The 19399-nt window shown below is 41.4% G+C and carries 18 protein-coding genes and 1 other RNA gene; 4 read left to right on the plus strand and 15 right to left on the minus strand.

All coding sequences use genetic code 11. The features are described from left to right. Positions 1 to 53 precede the first annotated feature (53 nt). Positions 54 to 662, minus strand: coding sequence for a DUF4129 domain-containing protein (locus tag F7734_RS23915; RefSeq protein WP_155746986.1), 609 nt, complete (start codon positions 660 to 662; stop codon positions 54 to 56). 309 nt (positions 663 to 971) lie between these two features. Next, positions 972 to 1448, minus strand: a complete 477-nt coding sequence (locus tag F7734_RS23920) for a DUF2243 domain-containing protein (protein WP_155746987.1) — start codon at positions 1446 to 1448, stop codon at positions 972 to 974. Positions 1449 to 1612: 164 nt separating this feature from the next. Here F7734_RS23920 and F7734_RS23925 point away from each other — a divergent pair, with 164 nt between their 5' ends. Further along, a complete protein-coding gene (locus tag F7734_RS23925) occupies positions 1613 to 2110 on the plus strand; it encodes an NADAR domain-containing protein (protein WP_155746988.1) in 498 nt (165 codons plus the stop codon). 65 nt (positions 2111 to 2175) lie between these two features. Then, positions 2176 to 2910 (plus strand): TPM domain-containing protein, encoded by a 735-nt coding sequence (locus F7734_RS23930; RefSeq protein ID WP_155746989.1) that lies wholly within the window; start codon positions 2176 to 2178, stop codon positions 2908 to 2910. An 88-nt stretch (positions 2911 to 2998) separates the two neighbouring features. Here the strand turns inward: F7734_RS23930 and F7734_RS23935 are convergent, their stop codons facing one another. From F7734_RS23935 to F7734_RS23950, 4 genes are all read right to left on the minus strand, one after another. Next, a complete protein-coding gene (locus F7734_RS23935) occupies positions 2999 to 3382 on the minus strand; it encodes a DUF4346 domain-containing protein (RefSeq protein WP_155746990.1) in 384 nt (127 codons plus the stop codon). 210 nt (positions 3383 to 3592) lie between these two features. Then, positions 3593 to 4774, minus strand: a complete 1182-nt coding sequence (locus F7734_RS23940) for a GNAT family N-acetyltransferase (protein ID WP_155746991.1) — start codon at positions 4772 to 4774, stop codon at positions 3593 to 3595. Between the two features lie 14 nt (positions 4775 to 4788). Continuing rightward, entirely contained in the window at positions 4789 to 5382 is a 594-nt protein-coding gene (locus tag F7734_RS23945) for an ACP phosphodiesterase (protein WP_155746992.1), read from the minus strand. A 116-nt stretch (positions 5383 to 5498) separates the two neighbouring features. Further along, positions 5499 to 6188, minus strand: coding sequence for a RibD family protein (locus F7734_RS23950; protein WP_347566271.1), 690 nt, complete (start codon positions 6186 to 6188; stop codon positions 5499 to 5501). A gap of 286 nt (positions 6189 to 6474) precedes the next feature. On the opposite strand from F7734_RS23950, the gene F7734_RS23955 reads away from it, so the two are divergent. Continuing rightward, complete coding sequence (locus tag F7734_RS23955) at positions 6475 to 8505, plus strand: sensor histidine kinase (RefSeq protein WP_155746993.1); 2031 nt, start codon at positions 6475 to 6477, stop codon at positions 8503 to 8505. 126 nt (positions 8506 to 8631) lie between these two features. Here the strand turns inward: F7734_RS23955 and F7734_RS23960 are convergent, their stop codons facing one another. From F7734_RS23960 to groL, 9 genes are all read right to left on the minus strand, one after another. Beyond that, a complete protein-coding gene (locus F7734_RS23960; RefSeq protein ID WP_155746994.1) occupies positions 8632 to 9639 on the minus strand; it encodes a Gfo/Idh/MocA family oxidoreductase in 1008 nt (335 codons plus the stop codon). Between the two features lie 209 nt (positions 9640 to 9848). Then, on the minus strand, positions 9849 to 10568 hold the full coding sequence (gene rnc / locus F7734_RS23965; protein ID WP_155746995.1) for a ribonuclease III: 720 nt from the start codon (positions 10566 to 10568) through the stop codon (positions 9849 to 9851). Between the two features lie 96 nt (positions 10569 to 10664). Then, positions 10665 to 11120, minus strand: an RNA gene (gene rnpB / locus F7734_RS23970) — RNase P RNA component class A. Positions 11121 to 11237: 117 nt separating this feature from the next. Beyond that, positions 11238 to 11960, minus strand: a complete 723-nt coding sequence (locus tag F7734_RS23975; RefSeq protein ID WP_155746996.1) for a hypothetical protein — start codon at positions 11958 to 11960, stop codon at positions 11238 to 11240. Between the two features lie 42 nt (positions 11961 to 12002). Continuing rightward, positions 12003 to 13214, minus strand: coding sequence for a magnesium/cobalt transporter CorA (gene corA, locus F7734_RS23980; RefSeq protein WP_155746997.1), 1212 nt, complete (start codon positions 13212 to 13214; stop codon positions 12003 to 12005). A 206-nt stretch (positions 13215 to 13420) separates the two neighbouring features. Next, a complete protein-coding gene (locus tag F7734_RS23985) occupies positions 13421 to 15274 on the minus strand; it encodes an alpha-amylase family glycosyl hydrolase (protein ID WP_155746998.1) in 1854 nt (617 codons plus the stop codon). A gap of 668 nt (positions 15275 to 15942) precedes the next feature. Then, entirely contained in the window at positions 15943 to 16320 is a 378-nt protein-coding gene (locus F7734_RS23990) for an aspartyl protease (RefSeq protein ID WP_155746999.1), read from the minus strand. Continuing rightward, positions 16317 to 16634, minus strand: a complete 318-nt coding sequence (locus F7734_RS23995; RefSeq protein ID WP_155747000.1) for a hypothetical protein — start codon at positions 16632 to 16634, stop codon at positions 16317 to 16319. The genes F7734_RS23990 and F7734_RS23995 overlap by 4 nt, the downstream gene beginning before the upstream one ends. Positions 16635 to 16852: 218 nt before the next feature. Next, entirely contained in the window at positions 16853 to 18517 is a 1665-nt protein-coding gene (gene groL / locus F7734_RS24000) for a chaperonin GroEL (protein WP_155747001.1), read from the minus strand. Positions 18518 to 18708: 191 nt separating this feature from the next. Between groL and F7734_RS24005 the strand changes: the two genes are divergently transcribed. Then, on the plus strand, positions 18709 to 18960 hold the full coding sequence (locus F7734_RS24005; protein ID WP_155747002.1) for a hypothetical protein: 252 nt from the start codon (positions 18709 to 18711) through the stop codon (positions 18958 to 18960). Positions 18961 to 19399: the final 439 nt, after the last annotated feature.

Here is a 19399-nt window from a genome sequence, read left to right on the forward strand (position 1 = left end):
TTGGAGGGCAATTAGCAATTAGCAATTAGCCATTAGCTATTAGCCATTATCCGTTAGCAATTAGCCATTAGCTCCTCACAAGCTTGCTGACAATGTTCGTAATTCTCAGAGTTAACATCGGTATTGCTAAAACACAATTGCTCGTGGGTAGTAATTAGAGTTTCATATGGTTGTACGGGAGTTACAGACATTTGTAGCAATTGTAAATACTCGCCGTCTGTACGACTGAGCTTGTGGGGAAGAACTCCGCGCTCGTGTAAATGCTGTAACATTGCAAAGTATAAACAGCGACAAGCTTCTCTGTAATCTCCCAGATGATAAAAATCTTGCGATCGCGCTAACCATTTCGCCACTGACTCTTCGCTTTCTTTGCCTTTACTACTAGAATGATTTGAATGACCGATATGAGCTAACCAAGCATAAATATACGGATTGAGCGATCGCCATAACCGCCAACCAACCCATAGTAAGAATAAGCTGAGTAACAGCCAAAATATGAAGTTTAGTACGTTAAACAACCAAGGGCTGATTTGCCATCCATTAGGTAATTCCGGTTTAAATTGGAAACCAGAAAACTGATACTCTATCCATTCTCCAACTTGTTGTTGCAATTGGGATAACTGCCAATTCCAACTTGTTTTTTCAAAAGAATCTAAGGTCATAAAAAATAGGGCATAAAGCATAGGGCATGGGAAAAGGCATTGCTGAATCAAGATATGAATTTCAAAATCCCCGTTGATGTAGAGACGCGATTAATCGCGTCTCTACAAGGATTTGTAGAAAATTGAAAAACCTGCTACAACGATAATTCATTACCAAATTCAGCAACGCCAGGAAAAGAATTATTTTCATCGTGGGTGTCTGTCTTGAAGATAAAGCATTGAGCATAGTAAGAAATAATTTATTGCTCAATGCCCATTTCCCCTTGCCCATTTTTAGACGTCCTGGTATATACAGTTCGTTCTGAGCTACTAACTTTCCGTCCTTTTTATTATGACTAACCCAAGAACGACAAGCAGTACGCCGGATGCCAAAAATCCTAAATCCCAAGCTAGTTGGTGTGGTCCGGGTTTCACGTGGTGAATGCCAAGAATGTGATGGTCAATGACACCTTCAACGAAGTTGAACAATCCAGCGCCAATGAAGATAGAGCCGAAGTAAAGGTTGAATGACCAAGGAACATCATCGCGTTGTCCAGCCCTCCACAGCAAAATCACTCCTATGACGGTCATTATCCAGTCAAAAGCATGGAACAAACCATCCCAAACCGTGTTTATATCTATATTAGAGATTGTGGTTGGCGGTCTAACACTGCTTAACATATGATGCCATTGGAGAATTTGATGCAGGACTATGCCATCAAAGAACCCACTTAGACCCAAACCTAGAAAAATTCCAGCCAGAATCAATGGTGTGCGACGATCGCTTTTTTCGCTTTTTCCCTCCATCCTCCACCTCACATCGTCTACTGTCTGCTCCTCAGCATAAATCTGCCTTCCAACTTCAATCCTCTACCCAAAGACACTTACTGCGGAAGAATTGAAATTTACCCAGATCTTGCTAGTATCTACAGTTAGGGAAGAAAATAGAGGCATAAAAAACCAATTTTCATATGACTATTTATTTTTATAAGGTTTGGCAGCCTTACGGCTGTTTTTCTAATTTTTCGTTTCACTCCATCCGAATTGATGGCGTTTGCTGGTCTACAGTTGAGCATTATTATCAAGCTCAAAAATTTGTCGGCACACCAGATGCGGTAGTTATACCTCTTATCTATGTTGCTGAAACACCAGAACAAGCGGCGGCATTAGGTCGCGATTGCACTCGCCAGGTTCGTCCTAACTGGGAGGTCGTCAAAACTCAAGTTATGAGAGAAGCTGTCCTCACAAAGTTTTTAACTCATGCCGATATTAGAGAAATTCTTTTGACCACAGGCGACCAACTTATTGTAGAAAATTCTCCTACCGATTATTTTTGGGGATGCGGAGCCAAGAACACCGGTCAAAATTATCTTGGCAAAATCCTTATGAGCGTGCGTGAAGAGCTTCGTACTTTACCATCCTTGTCCTCAAGGATTTCTGAGTCTCTGAGATTTCAAGTTTCTAATTGAACCATAGATTGTAGCGTAGGTATATATTAATCTTGGTGCAATTATTCCATTTTTTGGCAAATCTCATGAAACAGCTCCTCAACCAAGTCGGTAATTTGACAAAAAATATCAAATTACTGTTTCTGCCACTTGTGATGGTAGTTCTTGCTTCTTCTGTGTTTGTTATGCCTGCTCTGGCTACAGGCGTGTATCAAATACCAGATATCACACCAGGTAGCACTTGGGTTATCGATCAAGGTGAAGTTATTAGCCGTTCTAACGAAGGCAAAATTAGCAGCGCTTTTGAAAACCTGGCAAACAAAACGGGTAATGAAGTTAGATTTGTTACAGTTCGCCGTCTTGATTATGGTGAAACCCCTGAAACTTTCACAAAACAACTTTTTGAAAGATGGTTTCCCACAAAAGAAGCGCAAGCAAATCAAACACTACTGATGATTGATACCTTAACTAACGGTATCTCAATCGTTACCGGTGACAAAGTAAAATCTGTGATGTCAGATGACATTGCTAACAGTGTAGCTACTGAAACCCTGACAGCACCATTGCGGGACGGCAACAAGTACAACCAGGCGTTTTTAGACGCGAGCGATCGCATTGTCACTGTCCTCTCTGGGGAACCCGATCCAGGACCACCCCAAATAGCTGAGAAAGTACAGGTAGAAGGCACCTTCACAAAAGCAGAAGATACCAACCAAGGGAATGCAACTGCTTGGGTGATAGGGCTTCTCATTGCTGCAACCATTATCCCAATGGCAACATATTACATTTATCAGATTAATCAGCCATCGTCGAATGGTTAGTTGTTAGTTGTTAGTTGTTAGTTGTTGGTTGTTAGTTGTTAATTACTAACCACTAACCACTAACCACTAACCACTAACCACTAACTTTTTAATCCTGAACATACTCTTGCCCTGTTACCAAAGCAATCTCGGCGCGGATGAATTCCCGACCTAAGTAAGCAGCGTGGTCTAGCTGAGTGACCGGACAGGGTTGAGTTTCCTCAAAGATTCTAATGCAGAGTTCTTTTGCTGTTCTGCCACTGAATACTGTAGTGTGAGTTCGTTCTACTTTGCCTCGTGCGGGAATCACTTGCCCTGTTTCAGGATCCACCGCTAAACCGCGATCGTCAATAACATTTGTATAATGCTTAGCACAAATTAAACCTTCTTCCCGATTCAGGTAAATAATGAAATACCCTCCGGGATCGAGATCGATATGACGCTGAGAAAGCTTTTCATCAATTACCGCTAAATCTGAAACAGTCAAATCCATATTCACCTTAAAACTAACATTCAAACACTGGAGCTTTTACCTTTACATAACCCCTTCTTAAGTTTAGTTCTTTACCTTAACTCAGTGGATAAGCGGAAAGCCGAAGCAGTTATATAAAGAAATGTAAAAACCTTTATAAATGACCAATGACTTTTGACCAATGACTTTTGACCAATGACAAATGACTTTTGACCAATGACCAATGACAAATTACCCATCCTTTTGACTAAATGGTAACTCCGCATTAATTCCCTCAATCTCCTGCTGTTCGAGTTCATTCACTTGATGAATGTGGGGACGCAGAATCTGTGACAAACGATTGTTGTAAAAGCGATGCAGGCTGTAATTGGCAGTAGCTGGAAAACCCCGACGTTTTTTATGCCGTCCACCCGCACCAGGGTCAAATAATTGAACCCCGTTTGCGATCGCCCATTCTATTGGTGAATAATAGCAAGCATCAAAATGCAAACAGTCGATTTCTTGAAAAGAACCCCAATAGCGCCCATACATCCGCTCATCTTTAACCAAGCAAAAAGACATCCCCACGGGCTGACGGTTATCCTGTTCGTTGTAAGCGGCAAAAAACACAACCCGATGGCGGTAATGGGTATGTAGTTGTTCAAAAAACCGCTTTGTTAAGTACTTACTACCCCACCAGCCAAATTTATCACAAGTGTCCGCATAGAACTGGTACATGAGGGGAAATAAGGATTTAGGAATTTCATCACCAAACAACGGCTGTAATCTCAAACCTGCTTTTTCCACTGCTTTACGTTCCCGCTTAATATTGCGACGTTGATTGGCATTGAAAACTGACAAGTACTCATCAAAAGTATTAAACCCAGAATTTTGCCAAATGTAGCTGTGGTGAAGCCAGGGGGTAAAACCTTGACTTTCGAGAATGGGATGCCATTGTGGATCTACGTAGAGAAAATGACAGCCTGAAATACGGTGTTTGGTACAGAAACCGTCGATTTCACGCACCATCATTCCTACAAGCTCGTACTCATCCTCTCCTGGTGCAATCAAAAATCGATAACCTTCGGCAGGTGTAAAGGGCGACATTCCCAACATTTTTGGATAATATTCTACACCAATACGTTGTGCTAAGTCAGCCCATTGGTGATCGAAAACAAATTCGCCATAACTATGTCCTTTAATATATAAAGGCGCAGCAGCTATGAGTGTTCTGTCCCGCCACACAGTTAAGTGATTTGGCAACCAGCCAGTATTAGCAGTGGCACTTTGGGAAGTTTCAAGATTATTCAACCACTCCCACTCTAAAAACGGGGTTTTGAGTGGTAAAGCCAAAGCATCCCATGCTTCTTTGGGTACTTCAGAAATTTTGTTGTTCCAAGCAACTGAATAACGCGGCTTTAGTTGTTCCAACATTTTTACAGTAAATACTAAGCAAGATGCCAATTTTGGGTGTGAGCTAGTAATTCTGGGAAAAATTCCCGAAAATCCTTTTCCAGATCGCGCTCGTGTGTGATTAATTCGCTGACAGCTAGGTTTAAAGTGAAGGGTTTAGATAGCCGCATTGACAGTCTGTGAGATATCCTCCTAATGGTGTTCTCCACACCAGCCAAGTTGCGATAAGATCCCAACCAGTCCTCAGCAGCCATCCGGTTTAAAATCGCTCTTACCGATGGGGGTAATTGCCCTGGGTAAGCTTGAAATGACTCATATATCTGGGTTGTAAACTCATCAAGCGGTATATTTGAGTACACAGACCAATTTTTTGCTAGAAAGTAATCGTAAAAGACATCTACAAGTATTCCAGCAAATCGTTTGTATTCTTGACTAATTCTGCCTTTGCTGCATCGAACAATGAAGTGGCAGTCTGTAAAACTATCAATAAATTTGTGGCATTCTATACCTCGTTGGATACCAAAATTCAAATTCTGGCGAGCTGAACCTTTGACTAAATCGGCAAGGAGGTTTCCCAAGCGACTTTCAACGTTCTTTTCCGACAAAAACAAGTGGGCTAGCCAGTTCATAAAAAAACTTGTGAGGTTTGAAAGTTCTAACGCTGTCTTTCTATAGAGGAAAAACGACGCTGAAATTTTGCTAAAGGTCAAAATACCTAAATTGAGAATTGTATTAAATTTTAACACTATTCTTTTGACCTCTTAAGAAAATAGTGCAGAAAGACTTCTTGTTCGATGGTGCGAACTTCTAACAATTGCAAGCTCGGCGCTAAATCGGATAAAAATCCATTTCCTTCTACTGGTGTAGGTGCGGCTGCACCACCTATAATCAACGGACAAATAGTGAGCCAAAATTCATCAATTAAATTTATTGCCAGCATTGAGGAGACTAACTCACCACCACCCAAAACAGCCAAACGTTTTATGCCTAAATTTTTCAGATGTTTTAAACCAGCCTCTATGTCAATTTCTCCTGTTGGTTTTTCAAAAACTAGTATTTGCTCAAAATCTAAACGTTCTTTCCAAAAAAGCGCTCCTGGCGATGCAGTTAGTAACCAACGGCTAATTTTTTGCTGAAAAAAGCGCATTTCCGGATTTAGGTGAGCAGAACGTGTAATTACTATTTGTATCGGCTGAGGAGGCTTTCCCGCACGAGCTCGTTGTTGCAGCAGTTGTGGGTGTGATACGGTGAGTGTTGTACCGTAGGCGCGGAGAGTACCAGCACCGAATATGACAGCATCAGCCAAAGCAATTTGTTCTTCGAGATGGGCTTTATCAGTTTTTGAACCAAAGCGAGCAGGCGATCGCGTGACATCTGATATCTTGCCATCAGCACTCATTGCTAAGATTACTATGGTATGTGGACGGTCTTGCACAGTTCAATTAGATTGATAGTTTGTATGTTTTCAAAGAAACCTGTTACCTTTAACAATACAATGCTGGAAACTTTCCCGAATGAAATTTCATCATGATGATTTGCACGTAAATGACAGTTGCATGGGCAAGCGTTTTTATGAGGGTTTGTATACTTGACTTCTTTTTCCTATTGAACTCTTTTATATTTTAAATAGGATTGTAGAATAGGGAATTTTGTAACTCAAGAACAATAGCAACTTCTTTGAGTTGCTGCTGTGATTGGCACATAATTAAGAGAGACTGCCGATGGCTAAACCCCGTCAATCATCCTTTCGGAGAATTTTAGTGTCAAAAATTTTGCTACTGTCAGTTCCAGTTTTATTGATAGGGGAGATTGTAGCTTATAAAAAGGCACGCTCTAGTCTGCTGGAAACAGCACGGCAAAATTTAACGGAAAGTGCCATTATTAAGGGCGAGAAGCTTGTAGAAGCGAGTGCTGCTTTAAAAATCAATTTAATCAATGCAAGTCAAACAACGACTGTGCGATCGGGTTTACCTATAGAAGTGCAGCGATTTCTAACCAAGATTGCGAAACAACTACCAAAACAAATTGATTGCATTCAACTAATCGATCCCCAAAGTAATGACATCTTAGCTAGTACTTGTGGCATCAAATCATTTGGAGAGGTAAAATTTCCTTTTTCCAGTGAAGGCTTTAATGTGGAGACAGTATTACCAGCACAAGTCGGAACAACCGGTCAAAAAGATATACGAAATAACCTGCAACTTATGCTATCAGCGCCCGTGTACGATAGTGAAGACAATATGCGTTATGTATTGAGATTTAAATCAGTCCTAATGCAGCAAAGAATAAGCAATAAGTTGGGCTTATTAACCGGGTCTACAGTTATTATTTCTGATGATGGAACAATTCTGGCACATCCAATAGCATCGCGAGTAGGAACAAATATAAAACAACACGCTGACGCTTCAAGATTACAAAGCATTGTTAAAAACGCTTTGGCAGGAAGGCAAGATTTTCTACATTTATTTTTTGAACATGAAGGTGAAGAATTACTGGCAGGATATACAGCTATTCCAAGCCCTCTTACAGAAGGACAAAACAGAAAATGGGTCATAATATCAGTCACTAGTTTAGATGATGCTCTTTACGGGCTTCAAGAAATAAAAATTATTCTTGCCGTTTTAACATTTGGTTTGATTGGAGCAAGTGTATTAGCTTCACTGTATGTAGCTCGTTATTTAGCCCGTCCTGTAGAAAAATTAAGAGACTATGCTTTAAATCTCCACCTCAACGAATCTACACAACCAGTTCCTCACAATTTCCAAATACGTGAATTTAACCAACTAGCTCAAGCGCTGCATCAAATGTTGAACCGCCTTAAAGTTTGGGCAGAAGAGTTGGAATTAGCATGGAAAGAAGCGAAAGATGCCAATCAAGTGAAAACTCAATTCTTAGCAGCAACATCTCATGAATTAAGAAATCCGCTTAACATCATTATTAATTGTGTTCGCATAGTAAGAGAAGGGATGTGTGATGACAGAGAAGAAGAACTAGAATTTCTCAAGCGTGCTGATGATACAGCAATTCACTTGTTAGGAATTATTAACGATATTCTGGATATTTCCAAAATAGAGGCTGGCAAGCTATCAGTCGTTCTAAAACCTGTGGATTTAACACAGATTTTAAAGGACGTTATCAACATACAATCTGTCAACGTGCAAAAAAAAGGTTTGCAATTAAATATCCCGCAGCTAGAAGAAGTCATACCAGTCAATGCTGATTCACCAAAGCTAAAACAAGTGCTTATTAATGTTCTTGGCAATGCTACCAAGTTTACTGAGGAAGGAAGCATTACAATTTCTACAGATATTCAGCATCGTGATGATAAAGCTGAGGTCATTATAAAAGTTAAAGACACAGGTATAGGGATCGATCCAACACAACAATCAAAACTCTTTCGTCCCTTTGTCATGGTTGATGATGCCAATGCTCGTAAATTTGGCGGTACGGGATTGGGTTTGGCAATATCACGAAACTTAATGGAACTTATGGGCGGTACTATTACCCTCGAAAGTCAGGGTAGTAATTTGGGGACAACAGTTACAATCACTTTGCCTTTAATTGATATTTCTTTGTTAAGTGAATCTGAAGATCGAGCAGGCTCAAAAAATATGACTATTTCCTCTCCAAGTAGACAAGTAACTGCAACGACACAAGTAGGAGATACAAACCATAAAGGCAACTTCTTACCCTCTAATTTAAATAAAGAAATTAAAATTTCTAAATTTAAAATGCAAGATATGAAATTGTAATTGGTTAGTGGATAGTGGATAGTGGTTGGTAGGGGCGCAAGGCTTTGCGCCCGTACAGTAGGTAGGGCTAAAGCTTACCCAACCCTACTAACTAACTACTAACCACTAACCACTATCCACTATCCACTAACTACTAACCACCAATACAGATTTGCCATCTTGGTTGAGAGATTCTGTCAAAGCAGAAAGAATCTGTACTAATTCTGTACCAACCCAACCCGATGAAGTTTCTGAGGGAAGATTATTAAGAATACAATTAATAAAGCTATTGCATACGTCCTTTAAAGGTTCTGCTTTTTCGATTTCCAAGACTTCTTGTCTTTGATTTGTAGGAATAAATTTGTTTTCTCGTTGTTCAAATTCTCCGTATAGCAAGGTTAACGGTGATGCAGGTGACATTTCATCAAAAATGAGACTACCACGACTGCCCACAATACCCAGCCGTCTTTGTTTGTCAGGGTTTAGCCAGCATAAATGAATATAAACTTGAAAGTTGTTTGGGTATGTCAGCGTCACCCACACTAAATCTGATAGCCCTGGTTGTAACCAAACTTTACCCCTAGCCTCAACTTTTATGGGTATTTGATTCAGCCATGTATTAAATATCGCAATATCGTGAATGGCTAAGTCCCACAATGCATCAACATCTTGACGGACTGGTCCTAAATGGGTGCGAGCAGCATATCCGTAACGTAAATCACCCAATTGTCCTGCTTGAACTACTGCTTTTCCTCTTTTAACGGCTGGATGGAATAAGTAGGTGTGGTCAACCATCAACTGTCGTTTCTGTTGCTCTGCAAGTTGGCAAAGTTCTCGACATTCACTAGGGTTAAGAGTCAGAGGTTTTTCTGCCAAAACGTGGTAACCCCAACACAAAGCATCAGAAATTAGGGAGTAATGAGTACTTGCAGGTGTAGCGATCGCAACTGCTTCTAAACCGTCAACTTGTTGTATTGCTTGCCACTCAGTAGTAAGTAGTACTGTGTCATCTAAATGATATTGCTGTTTTACCTCTGTCAACCTTTCAGGGCTTGGATCTACGACTGCTGTGACTTTAGCTTGCGGATGTTCGAGAAAATTCCGCAACAAATGTACTCCCCAACGTCCAACACCGATTACAGCAATTTTAATCATTTGTTAATAGATAGTAGTTAGTGGTTAATGGTTAGTAGGGGAGCAAGGCATTGCACCCGTACAATGGTTAGTCATTATGAGTTATTTAATCAATGCTCAGCTCTTAAGAGTCAACTGTCAATGTTTTACAATACTCAATCTCGTCTTCACCACCAACCACTAACCACTAACCACCAACCACTAACCACTAACTACTAACCACTAACCAATCAAGATTGTTCTTGATTGTTAAGTGCGAGAAAAGCAACTTTTGCGGCTGCTTGTTCTGCTGCTTTGATTGAACGCCCTTTCCCTTCTCCAAGCTTTTGTCCGTGCAGCCATACTTCTGCAAGAAAACGTTCTTGAATGTGTTGTGGTTGAGTTTTCTCTACAACTCGATATTCTGGTAGTACTTTATGCTGGGCTTGCGTCCATTCTTGTAGAGCCGCTTTATAATTTAGTCTGGCGGGGTCGAGACGAATTTCTGTAGTGAGTTGTTTAAAATGAGGGTCTAGCCAGGGACGGATCAATTCAAGACTTTGAGTACTTAAATACAATGCTCCCAAAACTGCTTCAAAAGCATCTGCCAGTCGAGATTCTTGACCAATTTTGTCAGCTGTAGCACTTCCAGCGACTAGTAAGTATAACTCCAAACCATACTCTCTTGCTAGTTGGGCAAGAATGCGATCGCTCACCAATACCGAACGGATTGCTGCAAAATCCCCAACCGAACAATCTGGGTAACTTTCCCACAAGACAACTGCTGCCACCAAACGGACGACAGCATCGCCTACAAACTCAAGCTGTTCGTAGTTAGCTGACTCAGAGACTGTAGGATGAGTCAATGCTAAATCCAGCAATTGCCACTTTATAGGAGCTGCTATTGGCAGACCTAATTTTTTTACTAAACTTTCTAGCTGCCTTTGACGGCGTGGATAAGCAAGACTCATTGGTCATTGGTCATTGGTCATTGGTCATTGGTCATTGGTCATTGGTCATTGGTCATGTACAAATGACAAGCTCACAAATAACAAATGACAAAAATAAGGAGAGAGTCGGACATAAGCCGGGTTCTGTTCTCTCATGTAAAAATATTTTGTAAAACATTCTTACATTTTAAGGGCAGTTATCTATCTGGGACGCCTGTTACCAGACGCCTCTAGCGGCTCTTGTTTGCGGAACTGGTAAAAGACCAACCGTAGTTCCTTTACCTTGCCCCCAACCGGGGTTTACCGAGCCACGACCTCTCAGTCGTGCTGGTGCGCTCTTACCGCACCTTTGCACCCTTACCAACTGAATTATGAATTTTGAATTATGAATTCTGAAGCTTTTTCATCATTCATCATTCATCATTCATCATTCAGAAGGCGGTATCTTTCTGTGGCACTATCCTCACGATCGCTCGCACTGGGCGTTACCCAGCAAGTCTGGTCTTTCGGGAGCCCGGACTTTCCTCAAGCTAGCTTCTTCAAGCTGACCTGCAACCGCCTGCGCCTACTCTCTCCTTATAACCAGTGTAATCTTGGATGACTGAGAAAGTATGAATGTTCGACAACATTAAGGATGAAATTCTTAATTTTTTTGCTTTGCTAGAAGTTTTTTCCAGGTTGTTGCATTTTTTACCTTTTTTTATTCCAAGGGAGAGCATAAGTCCAAGGAAGCTTTCTGACTGTAAAGGGACAGTTGACAATACACACGGGAGGAAAATCCCTACCTGGGGCAAGACCGACATATTTACTTGCCAGTCTTAGCACCAAATTCAGCGAAAAGTCAAAGTTGCGTTTTCTGTCCATGAACTTGCTGAATTCTTTTTTTTGCGCCCTAACAGGGCTTGATTTCCATTTCAGGACATTGGCTATTGATGCTTCGTCTCGTGCTTTATAGATTCTCTTTTCCATATCGAGTTCGAAGACACTTTCGGATGAAATTTTCTCCTTTAAAGTTGTTTTCGGAACAATTGCACTCGGCACTTGGGGTACGGCTAAGTCACGGATTATAGCTGGTTTGTCCACTGGAGTTTCCCGCATTACGCGCCGTGAAACTCCATCAAATTCCATAAATGTACAATTGTCCCAGTCTACGTATATTATGATATCCTCAGATTTGTTTTCAATATTAATAGATAAGTCTTTTGGATCTTTTATTGAGTACATTGGTTTCAGCGAGAAAGATACTCCAATTGTGCCTTGAAGTTCTTGTTCTTTCAGTTGTTCATCTACCTTTGCTTTGTTGAATTCCAGCTTTATTTGGTCATCAATAGAGTCAACCATTTGGTTGAAAGTGTAAGTGATGCCAATGACATAAAGTGTTAAAACCAGTAAATTTGAATCACCATCTCTCATATTTTCTATATAGCCTCCTGTACTACTGAAAGAATATTAAACTCACTTGTTGGAATCACTATTAACTTTTGAGAAGTTTTGGAACCAGCCTTTCCGCCAAAAAATGACAACCATAGTAATTGCGATCGCTCCCATAACACCCAAACAAAGAAAGTAGCCCCAGTACCAATTGAGTTCGGGCATATTGTACGGGGATTTTTCTGTATTAAAGTTCATACCATAAATTCCGACAATAAAGGTGAGTGGAATAAAAATTGATGACATAACGGTCAAAAACTTCATCACCTCATTCATCCTGTTACTCACCGCCGAAAGATAAACATCCATTAACCCAGATGTCAGTTCCCGATAAGTCTCGATCGTATCGATGACTTGTATTGTGTGGTCATAACAGTCTCGCAGGTAGATTCGCACCTCATCCCGAATTAATTCATTGCCATCCCGAATCAGTGAATTGATGGCATCCCGTTGAGGCCATATATAACGGCGTAATTGCAATAATTCTCTTCTGACTTCATAAATTTTTTGTAGTGTTTGTTGGGTGGGGTTCTCAATGACTTCGTTTTCTAACTCTTCAATGCGATCGCCAAACCGTTCTAAAACTGGAAAAAAACCGTCTACAATTGCATCTAACAGAGTATAAGCCAGATAATCAGCCCTACGCTTCCGAATAATACCTTTATTATTGCAAATTCTTGCTCTCACACCCTCCAAACAATCATATTCTGGTTCTTCTTGTACCGAAAGCAAGTAATTTTCCCCCAATACCAGACTCACTTGCTCGCTGTGAAAGCCTTGGTCTGTGCCTTTTGGTACGACCATTCGGCAAATAATAACCAATTGAGCTTCATATTCCTCTATTTTTGGGCGTTCTGCCACATTGACTATATCTTCTAACACCAGAGGATGCAAACCAAACACCTTACCCAAGCGTCGCAAAACGTCTTCATCTCCAAGACCTTGTACCTCCACCCAGGAAATAGATCGTGTATCTAAGTAGACAGCGCACTCTTCTGGAGTTGCTATTTCCTTACGAATAATATTGACAGCGTTATAGTCAATTAACGATATCTTTGGCGGTGGAGAACCTGGAGGAATATAAAGAAATCCAGGTATAGTGCCCGGTTGGTGATAATATCTCTCTATAGGAGATTGACTAACCTCTTGAAAAGAGGCACGGTTCTTTTTTGCCGTTGTACGCCGTTGGCGAACTTTTCCTGCCATTTTAGGAGATTGACGAACTTTTTTTGCCATTTTAGAAGATCGACGCACTTTCTTCGGCATGAATATTTTTGACTCGTCACTAGTATGAAAAAACAGGTTGCTGCGATCGGACAACCTGCTTTAGGAATATTTATATAAATTAACGAATATTTATAATTGGCGTTTCATTGACTGTAGAATTTGCAATTTCTATCATTTGTGATGGGCAAAGGAAAATTTAACAATTTAATTTTCTGTCATTGAGAATAAATGAGAGCACTGTAAGGAGCAAGAGCAAAACCCGCACTGTATGCCATTCCATCTTTAGGAGAAAATTCGCCACTAACAGCGTGTCCGCCAAAATTACTGAAATCGTTGCTGTACCCATTCCAATCGCTTGAGAAGCGACACCACCAAGTACCCAAACGAGGTAACCCCACTCGGTAAGAATCCCAATAGCGGTTGGAGAAATTCAAAATGACAATAATGTCATCACCAGCACCACCTCGATCCCAACGATGGTAAGCTATTACTTTATTCAAGTTATCGACCACATGGCAGTTGATATGCTGTCCTCTCAAACCGCGAGTATTATTATCCCAGTTGCGGCGCAATTGACAAAGGCGTTGGTAAAGGTCGTGAATACCAGCAAAGCGCTGCAATCTATCCCAGTCCAAAGGATCGTCATCACGAAAATGATCCACTTCTAGAAACTCTTGACCTTGCCAAATCATAGGAATTCCTGGTGCAGTGAGAACAATTGCAGCCCCCAAAGTTGACCGCTTTTTAGCAACCCATGATTCGGGGTTATTGGGGTCTATCTGTCTGTTGACTCGAGTTTTTCCATTAGCAGTTTCATCATGGGATTCTGTATAAACCACTCGCTTAAAAGCATCGCCATTGAAACGACCGTAAAGCGCATTGGCAACCTCATTCATGTTCCGATACTCATCCAAAGGATTTTCCAATTCGTGTCGGACATTGTGAATAAACCAGTGCCATTCAGCACTCATTCCTGCACCCCCTTCAGGGGTCGGTTTAGTTAACCACCCATCGTTATGCCAGTCTTCAGCAACCAAAATTTTGTGTCTGGGGTACTTGAAAAAGTAGTTGATCTCATCGCTAATCCAACGCAGCAGATTAAAACCATCATTGTTCCACCCTTTCCCATTATCAAATCCCCAAATGTTACTGGTGCTATCTATCCTCAACCCATCACAGTGGCACTCCCCCAGCCAGAACATGGCATTATCTCTAAGGAACTGACGCACCTCCGGTCTGCCATAATCGGGTTTAGTATTTCCCCAAGGCGTTATGGCACGTCCATCGTTGTAAAAATAAACTCCACCCCAGTCATCTAAACTCCATCCATCAAAGCGCCACAATCCATCTTGTAAATCGCTCGGTCCAAAATGATTGTATACACAGTCAAGGATGATACCAATACCATAATTGTGAGCCGCATTCACAAAATTTTTAAAGTCATCTAATTGACCGTAGGTAGACTCTAGAGCAAATGGAAAAGCAGTATTATATCCCCAGGAAAAATTGGCTGCAAATTCACCTGTGGGCATAATGTTAATGCAATTAATTCCAAGATCTCGCAAATAAGGCAATCTCTCAATCGCCTTATTTAGATTTCCTGGTTCTCCATGAGGCGTATCGTTAAATGTACCCAAGTGCAACTCATAGATAATTAGGGAGTTGAAATCGGGCATCTGAAAATTATCATCAGTCCATTCAAAATCAGATCGGCTGACAATTGCTTTACCAACTGAATTCGTTAGATTTTTGGCATAAGGATCTATTTTCCACAGAACTTGTCCTGAATCTCGATTAACGATGCGATATCTATAAAGTTGTCCCGGTTTAATATCTTCCACATCACCTGACCAGTAACCATTGTTTTCAGAAGCTAGTTCTATAAGTTTTTGTGGTTTATCCTTATCCTGATTTTCCTGTTCATATAAGGCAACATGGACTGTTTTGGCAAATGGTGCCCACACTCTAAAAGCCGTACCGCGATCGTAAACAATACTACCCATTCCTGGTTGTTTGCTGCTTACAGGAGTTTCTGTGACATTTGAAGTTGGTTGTGTAGTGGAAACCATAAAATTGAGTCCTTGGAACTAATTTTGCAATCTGAATACAGGGCTAACCTTGTAAAAAAAATAAATTAACTCGGCACATAACTAAGAATTACTGGTTCGTAGTAGCACTTTAGCGCATGCATCGCAACTACAAACTCAATCACTTAATTTGACATTTCTTTACATCTTTGGATTTTTTGGCTGACACATTTATTAATAAGTGTCAACACAACCAACTTATGCACTTGTATATATGGAAAATTGCAGGAAATATCTTTTATGGTAAACCCAATTTCAGCAAAAACAGGGCTTACGCAAGCTCAACTTATTTTCTAAGGTTCTACAAGTTGTAGATCCCCCCAACCCTCTTAATAAGGGGGCTATGGGTAAATGCTCTGAAAAAGAGGGCTATGGGTAAGCCGTAAAAAAGCGCGACGTACAAGGAAAATTTTAGAGTTTTTCCAAACAACGATCTGTTTGTAAACTATATTAGTCATGAAAAATTATCTATAAAGAAAAAATTAAACTATTGCAGGATGTGCGATCGCATCCAATTGTAAAAATCTATCTTTAGTAGGAAATATTTAAATCTTAAAAGATATAAAGTATCCAGCCGATTTATAAAAATTCTCAACTGCCACGATGCCAAAATGTCTTGAACAGAACCTTACAAATCAACAAATATTTCGCTATTCACTTGCTCCCAACGTTAGTACTTCCAAAATTTCATCCACTACTAACCGTTTTGTTCTCAGCCACTGCAGACCCATCAGAGTTTCTGAAACTTCTCGTCCAACGTGAACTGGAATAACATACTCAACTCCATCTAGTATGACTTTGCCCTCATAGAGAGCAAACGTGCTTTCACCTTGTGCTGTTCGCATAGTGCGATTGAGTTCAATAGAAACCCATCCTAAGGCATCAACATTTTGCTCGTTAATCGCCAACCAACCTGTTGTGAATCCGGTATCTAGAAGCGCATCAACTGGAAATACTTCCCTATTAGCTGCAATCAAATCTATTTCAAACAATAACTCTCCTATGTCACCAAATTTACCTACAATCATATCATTCCGCAGGCTCCGGTCTCATTAATGCGGAAGATCACAAGAGTACCTCTTGAGTATTTTTGACGAGCTTTGTGTATGGCAACATCTTCATTTAGATCGATAAAATACTCACTGCTATCTGGCTCAATAATCATAAACCAGTTGTAATGGTTCGCTATTAATTCATCACGGACTCTTTCAAAGACTGGGCGACAATGTTGATAGCGCTCTTTTCGTTCAGTTTCTCGTCTTGCTAGTTCTTCAGGTGGTATCGTATGTTCAGGGAATATCCTACCTCTGCGTATCGGGTGTTTTGTTGGTTGCTGGGTCATAATAGTTTTTGATGATTCTAAATTTTTTAGGGTTCGGGCATCGCTCTGCTACATGGGTGTGCTCCATTTTAGCAAATAATTTCGTAAATTAACTTGGAGAAATTCGTAGAGATTTTGAGGTAATTCTCCGTTAAATGTCAAAAATGCCAGAGCTTTCTTTCATTTAAAGCAATAAAAAAGGTGGGCAATGCCCACCCTACGGTATGGTATAAAAAGGGTTACATCATTCCCATGCCACCCATACCGCCCATGCCACCCATACCGCCCATACCGCCCATGTCAGGCGCACCGGCTGGTGGTTTCTTCTCTGGTTTTTCAACGACGAGTGCTTCGGTGGTTAAGACCATTCCTGCAATAGAAGCAGCATTTTGCAACGCTGAACGTACTACTTTTGCAGGGTCGATAATTCCCGCAGCAATTAAGTCTTCAAATTGCCCATTAGCCGCGTTGTAGCCAATGTTGAAATCGGTTTCTCGTACTCTTTCAACAACGACGGAACCCTCAACGCCTGCATTGTCTGCTATTTGGCGCAGGGGCGCTTCGAGCGATCGCGCTACAATATCAGCCGCAATCTTTTCTTCGCCCCTGAGGCTTTCTTTAAATTCTGCTACTTTCTGGGATAAGTGAATGAGGGTTGTTCCACCACCAGGAACTATACCTTCTTCCACAGCCGCTTTGGTAGCGTTAAGAGCATCTTCAATTCTGAGTTTGCGGTCTTTCAGTTCGGTTTCTGTTGCTGCACCAACTTTAATCACCGCAACACCACCAGCTAGTTTGGCGATGCGCTCTTGCAATTTTTCTTTATCGTATTCTGAATCGGTTTCTTCGAGTTGTTTGCGAATTTGACCAATTCTCTTTTGCACGTCTGCTTTAGTGCTGTCACCTGCAGCAACAATGGTTGTGTTTTCTTTATCAATCGTGATTTTACGAGCAGTTCCCAGCATTTCCAAAGAAGCAACATCTAGGCTTAAACCTATTTCTTCGGAAATCAACTGTCCGTTGGTGAGAATGGCAATATCCTGTAACATGGCTTTGCGGCGATCGCCAAACCCAGGTGCTTTAATAGCACAAACAGTCAGTACTCCCCTTGCTTTGTTGACTACCAGAGTTGCCAAAGCTTCCCCTTCGACATCTTCAGCAATTACCAACAAAGGTTGACCCAAACGAGCGACTTTTTCCAAAACAGGAATCAAATCCTGAATTGTACTGATTTTTTTATCAGTAATTAGGATGCGGGCATTTTCAAATTCTACCGTCATCCGCTCGTTGTTGGTAATGAAGTAGGGAGAGATGTAACCCCTGTCTATCTGCATCCCTTCAACAACTTCCAGTTCGGTTGTCAGAGACTTAGATTCTTCTACGGTAATTACACCATCTTTGGTGACTTTGTCCATCGCCTCAGCTAGCATATTCCCGACTTCATCGTCGTTACCAGCCGAAACTGTAGCCACTTGTGCGATCGCAGACCCTTCCACTGGTTTTGCCACTGCGGCAATTTCTTGTACCAAAATCTCAACAGTTTTGTCGATTCCCCGCTTTAACGCAATAGGATTAGTACCCGCAGCAACGTTCCTCAAACCTTCCCTGACCATCGCCTGCGCCAATACGGTTGCAGTGGTAGTCCCATCCCCGGCAACATCTTTAGTTTTCGATGCTACTTCCTGGACGAGTCTTGCACCAGTGTTTTCTAGGGGATCTTCTAGTTCAATTTCTTTAGCAACGGTGATACCATCATTAACAATTTGAGGCGCACCGAATTTCTTCTCCAACAGAACGTTACGACCCTTAGGCCCCAAAGTAATTTTCACGGCATCAGCTAGAGCGTTGATACCTCGTTCTAACGCCCGTCGAGAGTCCTCATTGAATGAAACAATTTTCGCCATGTTTTAGTTCTCTAGCACGTCCTGTTTTACAATTTAGCACTCAGAAGGCAAGAGTGCTAATTTTTCCGGCAAAGACTGCGGATTGTTTGGAAAAAATTGATTAATATGTAGGTGCTTGGAATGGGGACTGGGCACTGGGGACAAGGGAGACAAGGAGGACAAGGGAGACAAGGAAGAAGTATCAACAACCAATGCCCAATGCCCAATCATATAAGACAGTAGCAATAGACAACGAGTACAAGGTAAAACTGAAGCTTAAAGACAAGCAGGCAAACTTAATGGCAAAACTTCAACTAGGTGATTATGTTGTTGCCCTAAAAGCTGGCAAGACATATCGTGGTTGGGTGAGTGGTGATACCGAAAAACAAGTCTCAGTTAGCGATTTTGACTGGAAGCGACTGGGACGTGCGAATCGTTCGCTCGAAATGAGCATAAATGCTTAAGGATGAGCGGCAAGGGAAAAAAGAACCGGAAAACCGGGACAGAACCTTGACAACTAGATGACCGTGAGGGTGACTCTAAGTAAATCTTAGTACTAAGAAGAAATCCCTCCCCGCAGGTGCAGCGGTGACAGCATCACCCCTAGGGTAGCGACTAGCCATCAATCCCTAAAGCGGGGTGAAAAAGGAGGTAAAACTGGCAGCCTAAAACTGGTTCCCTTCGAGCATGAACCCATGAGTAGCGCAAGCGAAGACGCGCCTGAACCATCGACACGCTTAACCAGTGAAATAAGGCTTATCGCACTGGAGCCAAAAGGCAAAGGATAATGGGCTGGCAAGTGTCCTATTGACCAGCAAGCACCCCTAACAAACCCGGTGGATAGCGTCAACTCTAAAGGTTCAACCTACGGTCATCTGGAACGAGTTACCTACTGTTTGCTCT

It is taken from the genome of Scytonema sp. UIC 10036, from assembly GCF_009725235.1.

Coding starts and splice junctions, on each gene's coding strand:
- F7734_RS23915 (WP_155746986.1), bottom strand. CDS start 662: ATGACCTTAGATTCTTTTGAAAAAACAAGTTGGAATTGGCAGTTATCC.
- F7734_RS23920 (WP_155746987.1), bottom strand. CDS start 1,448: ATGGAGGGAAAAAGCGAAAAAAGCGATCGTCGCACACCATTGATTCTG.
- F7734_RS23925 (WP_155746988.1), top strand. CDS start 1,613: ATGACTATTTATTTTTATAAGGTTTGGCAGCCTTACGGCTGTTTTTCT.
- F7734_RS23930 (WP_155746989.1), top strand. CDS start 2,176: ATGAAACAGCTCCTCAACCAAGTCGGTAATTTGACAAAAAATATCAAA.
- F7734_RS23935 (WP_155746990.1), bottom strand. CDS start 3,382: ATGGATTTGACTGTTTCAGATTTAGCGGTAATTGATGAAAAGCTTTCT.
- F7734_RS23940 (WP_155746991.1), bottom strand. CDS start 4,774: ATGTTGGAACAACTAAAGCCGCGTTATTCAGTTGCTTGGAACAACAAA.
- F7734_RS23945 (WP_155746992.1), bottom strand. CDS start 5,382: ATGAACTGGCTAGCCCACTTGTTTTTGTCGGAAAAGAACGTTGAAAGT.
- F7734_RS23955 (WP_155746993.1), top strand. CDS start 6,475: ATGGCTAAACCCCGTCAATCATCCTTTCGGAGAATTTTAGTGTCAAAA.
- F7734_RS23960 (WP_155746994.1), bottom strand. CDS start 9,639: ATGATTAAAATTGCTGTAATCGGTGTTGGACGTTGGGGAGTACATTTG.
- rnc (WP_155746995.1), bottom strand. CDS start 10,568: ATGAGTCTTGCTTATCCACGCCGTCAAAGGCAGCTAGAAAGTTTAGTA.
- F7734_RS23975 (WP_155746996.1), bottom strand. CDS start 11,960: ATGAGAGATGGTGATTCAAATTTACTGGTTTTAACACTTTATGTCATT.
- corA (WP_155746997.1), bottom strand. CDS start 13,214: ATGGCAAAAAAAGTTCGTCAATCTCCTAAAATGGCAGGAAAAGTTCGC.
- F7734_RS23985 (WP_155746998.1), bottom strand. CDS start 15,274: ATGGTTTCCACTACACAACCAACTTCAAATGTCACAGAAACTCCTGTA.
- F7734_RS23990 (WP_155746999.1), bottom strand. CDS start 16,320: ATGATTGTAGGTAAATTTGGTGACATAGGAGAGTTATTGTTTGAAATA.
- F7734_RS23995 (WP_155747000.1), bottom strand. CDS start 16,634: ATGACCCAGCAACCAACAAAACACCCGATACGCAGAGGTAGGATATTC.
- groL (WP_155747001.1), bottom strand. CDS start 18,517: ATGGCGAAAATTGTTTCATTCAATGAGGACTCTCGACGGGCGTTAGAA.
- F7734_RS24005 (WP_155747002.1), top strand. CDS start 18,709: ATGCCCAATGCCCAATCATATAAGACAGTAGCAATAGACAACGAGTAC.